We start from the raw sequence: 15188 nt of genomic DNA, 5'->3' as shown, positions 1-15188 counted from the left end.
ATTATTTTTCACCGACAACACAAAACAAATGTGGGAGCGAGCTTGCTTGCGATGGCAGTTTCACATTCAACATTGACGTCGACTGTCAGACCGCTATCGCGAGCAAGCTCGCTCCCACAGGGGATCTACGTTGTATTGAACTTACAACTTGATCCAGGTCGCCTTCAGCTCGGTGTACTTGTCGAACGCATGCAATGACTTGTCGCGACCGTTGCCCGACTGCTTGAAGCCACCAAACGGTGCGGTCATGTCGCCACCATCGTACTGGTTGACCCACACGCTACCGGCACGCAGCGCCCTGGCGGTCAGGTGAGCCTTCGAGATGTCCTTGGTCCACACCGCAGCGGCGAGGCCGTAAGGGGTGTCATTGGCAATCTGGATGGCTTCTTCGGCGGTATCGAAAGCGATCACCGACAGTACCGGCCCAAAGATCTCTTCCTGAGCGATTTTCATCGCGTTGCTTACACCGTCGAAAATCGTCGGCTCAACATAAGTGCCACCGGTTTCCTGAAGAATACGCTTGCCGCCAGCGACCAGTTTGGCGCCGTCGGTGTGACCGGATTCGATGTAAGACAGCACTGTGTTCATCTGCTGGGTATCCACCAGCGCGCCGACTGTGGTCGCCGGGTCCAGCGGGTTGCCCGGCTTCCAGGTTTTCAGCGCTTCGATCACCAGTGGCAGGAAGGTGTCCTTGATCGAACGCTCGACCAGCAGACGCGAGCCGGCGGTGCAGACTTCACCCTGGTTGAAGGCGATGGCGCCGGCCGCTGCTTCAGCGGCCGCTTGCAGGTCCGGGGCATCGGCGAACACGATGTTAGGGCTCTTGCCGCCGGCTTCGAGCCAGACGCGTTTCATGTTCGATTCGCCGGAGTAGATCAGCAGTTGCTTGGCGATCTTGGTCGAACCGGTGAACACCAGGGTGTCCACGTCGTTGTGCAGGGCCAGGGCTTTGCCGACGGTGTGGCCGTAGCCAGGCAGCACGTTCAGCACGCCTTTGGGGATGCCGGCTTCAACGGCCAGCGCAGCGATGCGGATGGCGGTCAGCGGGGATTTTTCGGACGGCTTGAGGATCACCGAGTTGCCGGTGGACAGCGCCGGGCCGAGTTTCCAGCAGGCCATCATCAGCGGGAAGTTCCACGGCACGATGGCGCCGACGACGCCAACCGGCTCGCGAGTCACCAGACCCAGTTGGTCGTGCGGGGTCGCCGCCACTTCGTCATAGATCTTGTCGATGGCTTCACCGCTCCAGCTCAGGGCTTGCGCCGCGCCTGGAACGTCGATGTACAAGGAATCGCTGATCGGCTTGCCCATGTCCAGGGTTTCAAGCAGGGCCAGCTCTTCGGCGTGCTGTTTCAGCAGGCCGGCGAAACGAATCATGGTGGCTTTGCGCTTGGTTGGCGCCAGGCGCGACCAGACGCCGGAATTGAAGGTGGCGCGAGCGTTTTCAACGGCACGCTGGGCGTCGGCGGCGTCACAGCTGGCAATCTTGCCCAGCAGACGACCATCGACCGGACTGATGCATTCGAAGGTCTCGCTGGAGACGGCATCGGTGTATTCACCATTGATGTAGGCGCGGCCTTCGATCTTCAGATCGCGAGCCCGTTGTTCCCAATCGGCACGAGTCAGGGTGGTCATACGAGAGTCCTCCTCTTATTGAATACGAGCGCCCCGCGTTCTTCGCGGGCGGTCCCAGGAATTCTGCCCGGCCAGCCTGCTTTTCGGCCCAAGGCAACTCCCACCCTAAACCAGCGGCAGGTGAAGTTTCAATATATTTGACATAACGGCGGCAAACGGCCTTGCGATGTTCATTTTAATAAACATAGACTTTGGCTTTCTAACCACTCGCGCCGCAATCACGGGGGATAACAACAATGAGCATCCAGGACATCGTCGACTTCAGCCAGGCCACTACCCAGCCCGATCGCTATCGGCCGGACCCGGCAAAAGTCCTCAAGGGCGACCCGGAACAAGCGGTCTACAACCACTACAACAGCCCGTGCGGTCAGTTGAACGCCGGTGTCTGGGAAGGCGCAGTCGGCCAGTGGCTGGTGAATTTCACCGAGCATGAATACTGCGAAATCGTGCAGGGCGTTTCGGTATTGCGCGACAACGATGGCAACAGCAAAACCGTGCGCGCGGGAGATCGCTTTGTGGTCCCGGCCGGGTTTCGGGGCACGTGGGAAGTGCTGGAACCGTGCCGCAAGATCTACGTGGCGTTTGAACAGAAGGCCTGAAGATTTTAGTTGTCTGGACTAGCCTCTTCGCGGGCAAGCCTCGCTCCTACAGTGGATTGCGTCCGTCCTGTAGGAGCGAGGCTTGCCCGCGAAGGCGTCCTGGCAGACAACACTAACCACAGCCCACAAAAAAGGCCCGTATCTCGCGATACGGGCCTTTTTCGTAAGAGAGAAAAATCAATTACTTGATTTTGCCTTCTTTGTAGATCACGTGCTTACGAACAACCGGATCAAATTTCTTGATCTCGATTTTGTCCGGAGTAGTACGCTTGTTCTTGTCGGTAGTGTAGAAGTGACCAGTACCGGCGCTCGAAATCAAACGAATCAATTCACGCATGATTAGCTCCCTTAGATCTTGCCAGCTTTGCGGATTTCGGCCAGCACGACAGTGATGCCACGCTTGTCGATGATACGCATGCCTTTGGCAGATACGCGCAGACGCACGAAACGTTTCTCTTCTTCAACCCAGAAGCGGTGATGCTGCAGGTTCGGCAGGAAACGACGACGGGTTTTGTTGTTTGCGTGGGAAATGTTATTCCCAGTCACCGGACCCTTACCGGTAACTTGACAGACTCTCGACATGCCTCAGCCCTCTAAAACCACATGCCCAACCCGGCATGGGTTGGCCGCTTAATCTCTCAGTCATTTGGCGCCAGGCGCCGCGTTTCTTTAGGGGTCTTACCGGCTACACCTACAAACGAAGGAACCGGGCCCCTAGAAAAGAGCGCTGCTTTATACCAGAAAGACTAGAGAGCAACAACATTCCGTGTGTGCTGAGTTGATAAAAACCCCATGTTTCGGGCTTTGAGCGCCCAAGATAAAGGCTATCGTCGATGAAGACCGCTCGTCGCAGAGAATCGGCCAACGTGCCAATTCAGGATTTTTCTCAGCCAGCACTCACTGAAAACAGTCGCCTATAGTCCCCTTAAAATGAAAAAGGGGATAGTCATTTGCAAAAGAGCCCACTAGGGTAAGCCTTTTCCAGACTGCACTTGCAGATGGGCCTTCGATCTGTAAAGGAATCCGACCATGCGCCTCGCTGCCCTACCCCTGTTGCTTGCCCCTCTTCTGCTGTGCCCACAGGCTATGGCGGCCGCGCTGACTGTCTGCACCGAGGCCAGCCCCGAAGGGTTCGACGTGGTGCAATACAACTCCCTGACCACCACCAACGCCTCGGCCGACGTGCTGATGAACCGCCTGGTGGACTTCGATACCGCCAGCGGCAAAGTGGTCGCCAGCCTCGCGGACAGCTGGGACGTCACGCCCGACGGCCTGACTTACGTGTTCAAACTGCATCCGCAGGTGAAGTTCCACCACACCGAATACTTCAGCCCGACGCGTGACCTGACCGCCGAGGACGTGAAGTTCAGCTTCGACCGCATGCTCGACCCGGCAAACCCCTGGCACACCGTTGCGCAGAGCGGCTTCCCCCACGCCCAGTCGATGCAATTGCCGGCGCTGATCAATAAGATCGACGCACTCGACCCGCTGACCGTGCGCTTTACCCTCGACCACCCGGACTCGACCTTCCTCGCGACCCTGAGCATGGGCTTCGCCTCAATCTATTCGGCTGAATACGCCGACAAGCTGATGAAGGCCGGCACTCCGGAGAAGCTCAACAGCCAGCCGATCGGCACCGGCCCGTTCATTTTCACCCGTTTCCAGAAGGACGCTTCCATTCGCTACAAGGCTAATGCCGACTATTTCGGCGGCAAGCCTTCGGCAGATCCACTGATCTTTGCCATTACACCGGATGCCAACGTGCGCTTGCAGAAATTGCGCCGCAACGAGTGCCAGATCGCTTTGTCGCCCAAGCCTATGGACGTACAGGCAGCACTCAAAGAGCCGACATTGAAAGTCGAAAAAACTGACGCCTTCATGACCGCGTTCGTCGGCATCAACAGCCAGCATCCACCACTGGATAAACCTGAAGTGCGCCAGGCGATCAACCTCGCGTTCGACAAAGCCAACTACATCAAGGCGGTCTTCGAAGACACCGCCGAGCCCGCCAATGGCCCGTATCCGCCCAACACCTGGAGTTATGCCAAAGGCTTGCCGGGCTATCCGCATGACGTCGAAAAGGCCCGTGCATTGATGGCCAAGGCCGGATTGAAGGATGGCTTCCAGACCACCATCTGGACCCGCCCCTCCGGAAGTCTGCTGAACCCGAACCCGAGCCTCGGCGCGCAATTGCTTCAGTCTGACCTCGCAGAAATCGGCATTCAGGCCGAGATCCGGGTGATCGAGTGGGGCGAGCTGATTCGCCGCGCCAAGGCCGGTGAACATGACTTGCTGTTCATGGGCTGGGCGGGCGACAACGGCGACCCGGACAACTTCCTCACGCCGCAGTTTTCCTGCGCGGCGGTCAAGTCCGGCACCAACTTCGCCCGTTACTGCAACCAGGACCTGGACAAACTGATCAGCGCCGGCAAGACCACTGGCGAGCAAGGTGTGCGCACCAAGCTCTATGAGCAGGCCCAGGCGCAGATCCAGCAACAGGCGCTGTGGCTGCCCCTGGCCCACCCGACCGCCTTCGCGTTGACGCGCAAAGACGTCGAGGGTTACTCGGTCAGCCCGTTCGGCCGCCAGGACTACTCGAAGGTCAACCTCAAATAATCCGCCCCGACACAAAACCTGTAGGAGCGAGCTTGCTCGCGATGATCGTCAACGATAACGCGGTAAGCCTGACACCAAGTGGCGTTCTCAGGTTTATCGCGAGCAAGCTCGCGCCTACAGGACTGTGAGTTACATCCACCCGTACTCGGCCATCGACAGCGGATCGCCGTCACCGATGATGAAATGGTCGAGTACACGCACATCGATCAGGTCCAGCGCCTCTTGCAGGCGCTTGGTCAGCTTTCGATCAGCCTGGCTGGGGTCGGTACTACCCGATGGGTGGTTGTGGCAGAGAATCACTGCTGCGGCGTTGTGAGCCAGCGCGCGCTTGACCACTTGCCTCGGATATACGCTGGTGCTGTCGATGGAGCCGCGAAACAGTACTTCAAAGATCAGCACTTGGTGTTTGGAATCCAAAAACAGACACCCGAACACCTCGTGAGGCTCGTGGCGCAACATCGATTTCAGATAATCACGAACCGCCTGCGGATTTTCCAGCGCCGATTTTTGACGCGCGCGTTCGGCCAAATGCCGTCGACCCATTTCCTGCGCCGCCTGCAGCTGAGCGAATTTTGCTGGCCCGAGCCCTAATTGTTTGCTGAATGTTTGTTGATCCGCCTCAAGCAGCGACCGCAGGCTGCCGAACTGATTCAACAGGTGTCGCGCCAGGTCCACTGCGCTTTTGCCGGATACACCGGTACGTAAAAAAATCGCCAGCAGTTCGGCGTCCGAAAGACTCGCCGAGCCTAACTCCAGCAGCCTCTCCCGCGGCCGCTCGGCCGCCGGCCAATCGCGAATACTCATAGCACCTCCTTGTCGTGTGGGCGCCGCTGCTCCGTAGCGGTCGCTGTGATATCGTAGCCCATCTTTTTTGCTGGCGATTTCATCCCTGGGGAGGGGGTATCGCCATGCAGCCACCATCGAATTGAAAGGCAGGCCTATGCAGCGGCTGTATCGGAAACGCATCGTTCTGGGCGTAGGCGGCGGCATCGCTGCCTACAAAAGCGCCGACCTGGTCCGTCGCCTGATCGATCAGGGCGCCGAAGTGCGCGTGGTCATGACCCGTGGCGGCAGCGAGTTCATTACACCATTGACCATGCAGGCGCTGTCCGGGCACCCGGTCCACCTCGACCTGCTGGACCCGGCGGCTGAAGCTGCGATGGGCCACATCGAGCTGGCCAAATGGGCCGACCTGGTGCTGATCGCCCCCGCCACCGCCGACTTGATCGCCCGTCTGGCCCAAGGCATTGCCGACGACCTGCTGACCACGCTGGTGCTGGCCACCGACGCGGTGGTCGCCGTTGCCCCGGCGATGAACCAGGCCATGTGGCGCGATCCGGCGACCCAGGCCAATCTGCAAACCCTCGAAAGCCGCGAATTGAAAGTCTTCGGCCCGGCCTCCGGCAGCCAGGCCTGTGGTGACGTCGGCATGGGCCGCATGCTCGAAGCCACCGACCTCGCACAGTGCGCGGCAGATTGCTTCCAGCGCCAGGCACTGACCGGCAAACACGTATTGATCACCGCCGGCCCGACCCAGGAAAACATCGATCCGGTGCGCTACATCACCAACCACAGCTCCGGTAAAATGGGCTTTGCCCTGGCCGAAGCCGCGGTGGAAGCCGGTGCCCGCGTGACCCTGATCACTGGCCCGGTGCACCTGCCGACCCCGGATCGCGTGACGCGCATCGACGTGGTGAGCGCCCGCGACATGCTCGCCGCGTGTGAAGCCGCGATCCCTTGCGACCTGTTTATCGCTTCGGCAGCGGTCGCGGATTACCGCCCAGAAGTCGTGGCCCCACAGAAATTGAAGAAAGACCCTACGAACGGTGACGGCTTGTTGCTACAGATGGTGCGCAACCCGGACATCCTGGCCACCATCGCCACGCGCCCCGACCGTCCGTTCAGTGTCGGTTTTGCCGCCGAAACCGAACACTTGCTCGATTACGCGGCCCGCAAATTGAAAGACAAGAACCTCGATTTGATCGTCGCCAACGACGTCGCCAACCCGAGCATTGGCTTCAACAGCGAAGAAAACGCCTGCAGCGTGATCGACCGTCAGTTACACGCCACACTTTTCGCCCAGACCAGCAAGAGCAAGATTGCTCGACAACTGGTCACTTTTATCGCCGAACGTCTGAACCAGGTTTAATTTACATGCACGCTTTGCAAGCCAAGATCCTCGACCCTCGCATCGGCAGCGAATTCCCGCTGCCGCAGTACGCCACACCAGGCTCCGCCGGCCTCGACCTGCGCGCCATGCTGGAAAAAGACACCGTGATCAAGCCGGGCGAAACCGTGCTGATCCCGACCGGCCTGTCCGTCTATATCGGCGACCCGGGTTTGGCGGCGCTGATTTTGCCGCGCTCAGGTCTGGGCCATAAACACGGCATCGTACTGGGCAATCTGGTCGGTTTGATCGACTCCGATTACCAGGGGCCGCTGATGGTCTCGTGCTGGAACCGTGGCCAGACCGATTTCAACATGGTGGTGGGCGAGCGTCTGGCTCAGCTGGTGCTGGTGCCGGTGGTTCAAGCACACTTTGAGATGGTCGAAGAGTTCGTTGAAACCGAGCGCGGCGTGGGCGGTTTCGGGCACTCCGGCAGCCATTGATGACTTTGTGGGAGCGAACTTGCTCGCGATGACGGCTGCACATTCGACAAAGGTGCCCCCTGCCAGTCCACTATCGCGAGCAAGCTCGCTCCCACAGGTTTTGAACTGAAGATTGCACAGACGTCACCTGGAAGGTTTACCACTGAAAATCAAGGCATTGGCTGGTCAAATACTCGCCGGCGTCGGTGTCATGGCCTTTTCGCACCACGAACTCTCAGTGGAAAACGCCGTCATACCCTTCAGTTTGAGCCGGCCGACGAGTATTTCGCCGCCAGGTCCAGCCACCTTCAAGATGGAGCATTTCCAGTAATGAGCAGCCCAGCCCAACTCGTACCCAAATTCCCCGACAGCATCTTCCGCGCCTATGACATTCGCGGCACTGTCCCGGAATTTCTGAACGCTGAAACCGCTTATTGGCTCGGTCGCGCCATCGGCTCCCAGAGCCTGGCCCAGGACGAACCGAACGTATCCGTTGGCCGCGACGGCCGCCTCTCCGGCCCGGAACTGGTGGAGCAATTGATCAAAGGCCTGGCCGACAGCGGCTGCCACGTCAGTGACGTTGGCCTGGTGCCAACGCCTGCGCTGTACTACGCCGCCAACGTACTGGCAGGCAAGTCCGGAGTGATGCTCACCGGCAGTCACAACCCGTCGAACTACAACGGTTTCAAGATCGTCATCGCTGGCGATACCCTGGCCAACGAACAGATCCAGGCCCTGCACGAACGCCTCAAGACCAACAATCTGAGCAGCGGTAAGGGCAGCATCACCCAGGTCGAGATTCTCGATCGCTACAACACCGAAATCGTCCAGGACATCAAACTCGCCCGCCGCCTGAAGGTGGTGGTCGACTGCGGCAACGGCGCTGCCGGCGTGATCGCCCCGCAACTCATCGAAGCATTGAACTGCGAAGTCATTCCGCTGTTCTGCGAAGTCGACGGCAACTTCCCGAACCATCACCCGGATCCGGGCAAGCCTGAAAATCTCGTGGACCTGATCGCCAAGGTCAGGGAAACCAACGCCGACATCGGCCTGGCCTTCGACGGCGACGGCGATCGCGTGGGCGTAGTGACCAACACCGGCAGCATCGTCTACCCGGACCGCTTGCTGATGCTGTTCGCCCGCGACGTACTCGCGCGCAACACCGACGCGGAGATCATTTTCGACGTCAAATGCACCCGCCGCCTGACACCACTGATCAAGGAATACGGCGGTCGCCCACTGATGTGGAAAACCGGTCACTCGTTGATCAAAAAGAAAATGAAACAAACCGGCGCGCTGTTGGCCGGCGAAATGAGCGGGCACATCTTCTTCAAGGAGCGCTGGTTCGGTTTCGACGACGGCATTTACAGCGCCGCACGGCTGCTGGAAATCCTCAGCAAGGAAAAATCCTCGGCGGAAGAATTGTTTGCGACCTTCCCGAACGATATTTCTACGCCGGAAATCAATATCCATGTGACCGAAGAGAGCAAATTCAGCATCATTGATGCATTGCACGACGCGAAGTGGGGGGAAGGCGCCGACCTGACCACCATCGACGGCGTGCGAGTCGACTACGCCAAAGGCTGGGGCCTGGTGCGCGCGTCCAACACCACACCGGTGCTGGTGCTGCGTTTCGAGGCTGATGACGAGGCGGAATTGCAACGCATCAAGGACGTTTTCAAAGTCCAGTTGAAGCGTGTTGCACCTGATCTCCAACTACCATTTTGATTAATTGAAGCGCCTTTTACCGAAGTGCCGGAGCCCTGAATGACCCTCGAACGCGAAGCCGCCGCCAACACCGCCAAGGTCCTGTCCGAAGCGCTGCCTTACATTCGCCGCTATGTCGGCAAGACACTGGTGATCAAGTACGGCGGCAACGCAATGGAAAGCGAGGAGCTGAAGACCGGCTTCGCCCGCGATATCGTGCTGATGAAAGCCGTCGGCATCAATCCGGTGGTGGTTCACGGTGGCGGCCCGCAAATCGGCGACCTGCTCAAGCGTCTGTCGATCGAGAGCCACTTCATCGACGGTATGCGCGTGACTGACGCGCAGACCATGGACGTGGTGGAAATGGTCCTCGGCGGCCAGGTGAACAAGGACATCGTCAACCTGATCAACCGTCATGGCGGCAGTGCCATCGGCCTGACCGGTAAAGACGCTGAGCTGATTCGCGCGAAAAAGCTCACCGTGACCCGCCAGACGCCGGAGATGACCCAACCGGAAATCATCGACATCGGCCAGGTTGGCGAAGTGGTCGGGATCAACACCGATCTGCTGAACTTGCTGGTCAAAGGTGACTTCATTCCGGTGATAGCGCCGATTGGTGTAGGCGCCAACGGCGAGTCGTACAACATCAACGCCGACCTGGTGGCAGGCAAGGTGGCCGAAGCGCTGAAAGCCGAGAAGCTGATGCTGTTGACCAACATTGCCGGCCTGATGGACAAGTCAGGCACGGTCCTGACCGGCCTGACCACCCAGCAGGTCGACGAGTTGATCGCCGACGGCACCATCTACGGCGGCATGCTGCCAAAGATCCGTTGCGCGCTGGAAGCCGTTCAGGGCGGCGTGGGCAGCTCGTTGATCATCGACGGTCGGGTACCGAATGCGATCCTGCTGGAGATCTTCACCGATACCGGTGTGGGTACATTGATCAGCAATCGCAAGCGTCACTGATTCAAGAACATCAAAAGATCGCAGCTTTCTTTAGCCTTTACGGAAGTAGGAATGTTCCGTAGGCGCCGATGAAGTCTGCGATCTTTTTTATGCGTGCAGGAAACGTCCGACTCAACTAAGAGAAACGTCCGACATCCCACAAGCATTAGTCCGCATAGGATCTTCCCTGTATCCACAGGAGATCCACCCATGCAAAAAGATTACGTTCCTTACGGCAGCGATGTTTCAGCGGGCACCTTTGAATGCGTGGATTGCGGACATCAGTATTCAAATCAGGCGAAAACTTCGATCCCCCCTGCCCTCAGTACCAGGTATCGACGCACGCGCGCAATGGATGGAAAGTTCTGACCGGCCAGGGCGACGCCGTGATTGATCCCTATCCAGAGAAAACCGAGAAATCCAACGGAATCAAACAGGCCGAAACGTCCAGCCCTTCCAGCAAAAAATAACCTCGGAGGTACTGAGCCATGCAGATCTCGTTCACGATCGACGCCCAGGCTTTCGAGCAGGAGCAAAAGGAACCGGTCAAAAAGACCCTGAAGATTTCCGACACGGAAATTGCTCATGCCTTACAGCGTATTGCCAAGGCGAGCCTGACCGAATACCTGAAAATGCTGGTAGAAGGCGGCATGCCGAGTCGCGCAGATGAAGCGAAGCAGGATCGCCTGCTGTATCTGATTCAAAGCTACTTTGGGCAGACATTGCCAACCGAGTCTCAGATTTCAACGATTTTCCAGCTGACCCAAAGCCAAAGCAAAACCTTGCTGAAAAACACGGTTTCACGCTTCCGCAATCAGCTGGACGAGATTCTGCAGCACAGCATGCGAGCCGTAATCGAGTCTGCGGAACACGCGCAAACAGTTTATCTGGTGGTAATCAGCTCGGATGTCATCCGCGACGAGCTGAACATGCTGATCACGCAAAACGAGCCGACTTTCAAACCGATCATCAAGCGCAAAGGCAGCGCCGGGCAGTTCGAGATCAGCGAAGATTCCCACGCGCTGTTGTGCCAGACACTGGGCTTGAATGCCATTCAGTGACGTCGTCGCGGTCATTGGCTTGCTGCTGACCCTGACCACCTTCATGTTCAACCTTGCCTGGCCGAGGCTGCATGAGGCACTGGAGCTGGATGAAAGCCAATCTGGCCTGCTCGCCAGAAAACGTAGCCGGAAAAAGGTAACGAACGTTTTGTTCGGCTGCGCTCTCCCTCTGACCAGCGCCTTCCTGGCGCTGTTTTACGTCAACCTTCCTGCTGCTGTGAGAATCATGGGCAGCAGCACGCTGGATCTGTGGGATTTCGACGTGGATCGTACGCTTTATGTGTTCGTCGTCCTGGCGTTGCTGGTGTTTGCATTGTTCAATGTATGGCTCGCTGTGCGGCTCATCGATAAATGGCGGAAGCTGGGCTAGCAGCACATCCGTTTTTCATATTTCAATATTTACCCTGCTTTCAACATTCACTGAAATCATCATGCGGGGTGAAAATTCTCGACAATTTTCACCCAAATGGCTATTTTCAGCATTCGTTGAAAAGGGTTAAATCAATGAAAGAGCTCGAAATACACTCAAGAGACGCGCTGCGAAACCTCCTGAGCAAAGTACCGATTCTTGAGATTAAAAGCCTGAAATCTACACCGCTTTCAAAAGCCTGGACGCCCGACTTCATTGTCGAGATAAACACATCAGGGAAATCGCACTCTCTGGTCTGCGAGGTGAAAGCAAGTGGCCAGCCCAGATTCATAAACGCAGCCATACTTCAACTTCGCGACTACGTGAACGAGCAGAACACCGAGGCTACGCCTATCGTGGTCGCACCTTATCTTTCACCCGTTGCCAGACAAGCGTGTCGGGAAAAAGGTGTGGGGTATCTGGACCTGGAGGGCAATTCCTGGATTTCGTTCGATGGTGTATTCATTGATCACCAAGTTGCTGACAGGCCACCCTCGGAGAACAGGGAACTGAAGTCTCTCTTTAAACCAAAATCAGCTCAGATCATTCGTATGATGCTTCGGGACCCGGACCGAGCCTGGCGGGTGATGGAACTTTCCGAAGCTGCCGGAGCGAGTCTGGGTCAAGTCAGCAATGTCCGCACAGCGCTGCTGAATCGAGAATGGGCAAGAGCAACAAACGAGGGTGTATGTCTATCCGACCCTCAAGCCCTTTTGGATGCATGGGTCGAAACATACGAGCCTCCATCAGGGGACCGTAAAAAGTTCTATACCACCTTACACGGCAGCGCATTGGAAAATACGGCGCGGAGCGCTATTGGAGAAAGGAGCAACGGACACGCGCTTTTTTCCTCATTTTCTGCCGCTCAATGGCTCGCGCCCTATGCTCGAGTCAGCACGAATTACTTTTATGCGGACATTCAAGGTTTAGAGAAATTGGTCAAAGCATTACAGTTGGTTCCTGCATCAAAGGGAGAAAACGTAGTGATCACTTTACCCAAGGACGAAGGACTTCTACTGGACACCGTTGAAACCGCGCTGGGCGCCATATGCACCAGTCCAGTTCAGACCTATCTGGATCTATCCGTTGCAGGAGAGCGCGGAAAGGAAGCCGCCGAGCATCTACGACAGGAAAAATTGACATGGCCCCGTTAGTACCCCAAGAGCCTCAATCCGCTTCAGATTATGACAACAGAACGACAACTGCGGTAAAGGCGGTATTAGTCGAAATGGGTCAAATTCTTGGTTCCTTCAGAGGCAAGTTTGCAGTGATCGGTGGAGCGGTGCCGTGGCTTCTGCTTGCGAATGACGATATGCAACATGTTGGCACCCTTGATGTCGATCTGAGCCTGGACGCAGAGGCTCTCGGTGATGGCGAGTATGCGACATTGATCGAAGCACTGATGGGCAATGGGTACGAGCAAAGAGGAGAACTTCGACGATTCCAACTAATTCGCCAGGTTCCCGTGCAGGACGGTGGAGCTGCGATAGATGTGATAGTGGATTTCTTGATGCCGCGCGACGCCGAAATCATCCAAAACAAGCCACCCATTCTCAACGACTTTGCAGTTCAACGCGCCGACGGCGCCGACTTGGCCATGCGTTTCTATCAGATGGTTGCAATTGAAGGCCCCATGCCTACGGGCGGCAAAAATCGTGTCGAGGTCGCTGTATGCTCGATCCCCGCACTGCTTGCGATGAAGGGACATGCCCTGAACGGAAGGCATAAACAGAAGGACGCATACGACATCTACTACTGCGTTCGCAATTATCCCGGAGGCATAGAAGCACTTGCAGAAGAGTGTCGACCAGTACTTGAAACGGGAAGTGGCGAACAGGGTTTTCTGTTCATTTGCGAAAAGTTCGATATCGCCGAGGGTTACGGCCCGACCTCAGTAAGACGTTTCGTCGAAGACAGCCAAATCCTAGGAGATCGCACACCAGATCAGTGGCAACAGGACGCTTTCGGGCAGATTGATGCCTTATTGCGCGCCTTGCAACTACGGGAATAACAGCTACCCAGATACTAGCACTCACAAAAAGGCCCTGTTCTCACAGGGCCTTTTCTTTAGACGCCGAATTGGGCGCGGTAGGCTTCGACGGCAGGCAAATGCTGCTTGAGCTGCGGATCGTCCGCCAGGAACTCCAGTACCTGATTCAGCGAAACAATGCTGATCACCGGAATACCGAAATCGCGCTCCACTTCCTGGATGGCCGACAACTCGCCGTTGCCACGCTCCTGACGGTTGAGAGCGATCAGTACGCCGGCAGCCTTGGCGCCGTCCTGGGAAGCAATGATCTGCATCACTTCACGGATCGCGGTGCCCGCAGTGATCACGTCGTCGATGATCAACACGTCGCCAGTCAGCGGGGCGCCGACCAGGCTACCGCCTTCGCCGTGGGCCTTGGCTTCCTTGCGGTTGAAGCACCATGGCAAATCACGGCCATGGTGTTCGGCCAGCGCCACGGCGGTGGTCGCGGCCAACGGGATGCCTTTGTAGGCCGGACCGAACAGTACGTCGAAGGAAATGCCGCTCTCGACGATAGCTGCCGCGTAGAAACGACCTAGCTGCGCCAGGGCCGAACCTGAGTTGAACAGGCCGGCATTGAAGAAGTATGGACTGGTACGCCCGGACTTCAGGGTGAACTCACCGAAGCGCAAAACGCCACGATCAATGGCAAAACGAATGAAATCGCGCTGATACGCTTGCATGAAAAAAACCCCAAATACCACGGATTTAGCTAATTAGGTTGACGCCGTGTATCATACACGCACGCGATTTTTGGGGCCATTTATGCGGATCATCAGTGTGAACGTCAATGGTATTCAGGCTGCAGTGGAGCGAGGTTTGCTCAGTTGGCTGCAAGCACAGAATGCCGACGTCATCTGCCTGCAGGACACCCGCGCCTCCGCCTTTGAACTGGACGATCCAGCCTTCCAACTGGATGGCTACTTCCTTTATGCCTGCGAAGCCGAAGTTCCCGCCCAGGGTGGCGTGGCTTTGTATTCGCGGTTGCAACCGAAGGCAGTCATCAGCGGTCTCGGCTTCGAGACGGCCGACCGCTACGGGCGCTACCTGCAAGCCGATTTCGATAAGGTCAGCATCGCGACCTTGCTGCTCCCTTCGGGGCAGAATGGCGATGAAGACTTGAACCAGAAGTTCAAGCTAATGGACGACTTCGCCCGTTATCTGGATAAACAGCGACGCAAACGTCGCGAGTACATTTACTGTGGCTCGCTGTACGTGGCGCAACAGAAGCTGGATATCAAGAATTGGCGCGACAGCCAGCAATCCCCTGGATTCCTGGCACCTGAACGGGCCTGGATGGACGAGATTGTCGGCAACATGGGCTATGTCGATGCCCTGCGCGAAGTCAGCCGTGAAGGTGACCAGTACAGCTGGTGGCCGGACAACGAACAGGCGGAAATGCTCAACCTCGGTTGGCGCTTCGACTATCAGCTGTTGACTCCGGGCCTGCGTCGTTTCGTTCGCAGCGCACGTTTGCCACGTCAACCACGTTTCTCGCAGCATGCACCGCTTATCGTGGATTACGACTGGACGCTGACCATCTAGTTTTCGCTGACACGAAAACCTGCTGACCGGTGGACGAAAATGCCCATATCGAA

General features: G+C 57.2%; 15 protein-coding genes and 2 pseudogenes. 12 read left to right on the top strand and 5 right to left on the bottom strand.

All coding sequences use genetic code 11. The features are described from left to right. Positions 1 to 141: 141 nt before the first annotated feature. Complete coding sequence (locus ACM6IR_RS23715) at positions 142 to 1635, bottom strand: aldehyde dehydrogenase (RefSeq protein WP_414909937.1); 1494 nt, start codon at positions 1633 to 1635, stop codon at positions 142 to 144. 236 nt (positions 1636 to 1871) lie between these two features. Here ACM6IR_RS23715 and ACM6IR_RS23710 point away from each other — a divergent pair, with 236 nt between their 5' ends. Then, a complete protein-coding gene (locus ACM6IR_RS23710; protein WP_414909936.1) occupies positions 1872 to 2234 on the top strand; it encodes a cupin domain-containing protein in 363 nt (120 codons plus the stop codon). 181 nt (positions 2235 to 2415) lie between these two features. Here the strand turns inward: ACM6IR_RS23710 and rpmG are convergent, their stop codons facing one another. Then, entirely contained in the window at positions 2416 to 2571 is a 156-nt protein-coding gene (gene rpmG / locus ACM6IR_RS23705; protein WP_007894709.1) for a 50S ribosomal protein L33, read from the bottom strand. Between the two features lie 11 nt (positions 2572 to 2582). Next, on the bottom strand, positions 2583 to 2816 hold the full coding sequence (gene rpmB, locus ACM6IR_RS23700; RefSeq protein ID WP_007894701.1) for a 50S ribosomal protein L28: 234 nt from the start codon (positions 2814 to 2816) through the stop codon (positions 2583 to 2585). 447 nt (positions 2817 to 3263) lie between these two features. On the opposite strand from rpmB, the gene ACM6IR_RS23695 reads away from it, so the two are divergent. Next, a complete protein-coding gene (locus tag ACM6IR_RS23695; protein ID WP_414909935.1) occupies positions 3264 to 4850 on the top strand; it encodes an ABC transporter substrate-binding protein in 1587 nt (528 codons plus the stop codon). 129 nt (positions 4851 to 4979) lie between these two features. On the opposite strand, the gene radC is transcribed toward ACM6IR_RS23695, so the two are convergent. Beyond that, positions 4980 to 5654, bottom strand: a complete 675-nt coding sequence (radC, locus tag ACM6IR_RS23690; RefSeq protein ID WP_414909934.1) for a RadC family protein — start codon at positions 5652 to 5654, stop codon at positions 4980 to 4982. A 136-nt stretch (positions 5655 to 5790) separates the two neighbouring features. Here radC and coaBC point away from each other — a divergent pair, with 136 nt between their 5' ends. The 9 genes and pseudogenes from coaBC to ACM6IR_RS23645 all read left to right on the top strand — a co-directional run bounded on the left by coaBC (position 5791) and on the right by ACM6IR_RS23645 (position 13572). Then, on the top strand, positions 5791 to 6999 hold the full coding sequence (gene coaBC, locus ACM6IR_RS23685) for a bifunctional phosphopantothenoylcysteine decarboxylase/phosphopantothenate--cysteine ligase CoaBC (protein WP_414909933.1): 1209 nt from the start codon (positions 5791 to 5793) through the stop codon (positions 6997 to 6999). Positions 7000 to 7004: 5 nt separating this feature from the next. Next, positions 7005 to 7460 (top strand): dUTP diphosphatase, encoded by a 456-nt coding sequence (dut, locus tag ACM6IR_RS23680; RefSeq protein ID WP_414909932.1) that lies wholly within the window; start codon positions 7005 to 7007, stop codon positions 7458 to 7460. A 303-nt stretch (positions 7461 to 7763) separates the two neighbouring features. Continuing rightward, positions 7764 to 9167: pseudogene (locus tag ACM6IR_RS23675) on the top strand (phosphomannomutase/phosphoglucomutase); the annotation flags it as partial. Positions 9168 to 9206: 39 nt separating this feature from the next. Next, a complete protein-coding gene (gene argB, locus ACM6IR_RS23670) occupies positions 9207 to 10112 on the top strand; it encodes an acetylglutamate kinase (RefSeq protein ID WP_010465204.1) in 906 nt (301 codons plus the stop codon). 189 nt (positions 10113 to 10301) lie between these two features. After that, positions 10302 to 10561, top strand: a pseudogene (locus tag ACM6IR_RS23665) (hypothetical protein). Between the two features lie 18 nt (positions 10562 to 10579). Continuing rightward, on the top strand, positions 10580 to 11152 hold the full coding sequence (locus ACM6IR_RS23660) for a hypothetical protein (RefSeq protein WP_414909931.1): 573 nt from the start codon (positions 10580 to 10582) through the stop codon (positions 11150 to 11152). After that, the gene (locus ACM6IR_RS23655; RefSeq protein ID WP_414909930.1) at positions 11139 to 11522 is read left to right on the top strand and encodes a hypothetical protein; all 384 of its coding nucleotides are present in this window, start codon (positions 11139 to 11141) and stop codon (positions 11520 to 11522) included. The genes ACM6IR_RS23660 and ACM6IR_RS23655 overlap by 14 nt, the downstream gene beginning before the upstream one ends. A gap of 134 nt (positions 11523 to 11656) precedes the next feature. Next, complete coding sequence (locus ACM6IR_RS23650; protein ID WP_414909929.1) at positions 11657 to 12715, top strand: type IV toxin-antitoxin system AbiEi family antitoxin; 1059 nt, start codon at positions 11657 to 11659, stop codon at positions 12713 to 12715. Beyond that, entirely contained in the window at positions 12703 to 13572 is an 870-nt protein-coding gene (locus ACM6IR_RS23645) for a nucleotidyl transferase AbiEii/AbiGii toxin family protein (protein WP_414909928.1), read from the top strand. The genes ACM6IR_RS23650 and ACM6IR_RS23645 overlap by 13 nt, the downstream gene beginning before the upstream one ends. 56 nt (positions 13573 to 13628) lie before the next feature. On the opposite strand, the gene pyrE is transcribed toward ACM6IR_RS23645, so the two are convergent. Next, positions 13629 to 14273: an orotate phosphoribosyltransferase gene (pyrE, locus tag ACM6IR_RS23640; RefSeq protein ID WP_007894680.1), complete on the bottom strand. Its 645-nt coding sequence runs from the start codon at positions 14271 to 14273 to the stop codon at positions 13629 to 13631. Between the two features lie 82 nt (positions 14274 to 14355). Between pyrE and ACM6IR_RS23635 the strand changes: the two genes are divergently transcribed. Continuing rightward, on the top strand, positions 14356 to 15135 hold the full coding sequence (locus ACM6IR_RS23635; protein WP_007934608.1) for an exodeoxyribonuclease III: 780 nt from the start codon (positions 14356 to 14358) through the stop codon (positions 15133 to 15135). Positions 15136 to 15188: the final 53 nt, after the last annotated feature.

The organism is Pseudomonas sp. IT-P253 (assembly GCF_949768125.1).
Lineage (GTDB): Bacteria > Pseudomonadota > Gammaproteobacteria > Pseudomonadales > Pseudomonadaceae > Aquipseudomonas.
The sequence above is the reverse complement of the archived record's forward strand: the minus strand, read 5'-3'. Positions and strand labels throughout refer to the sequence as shown.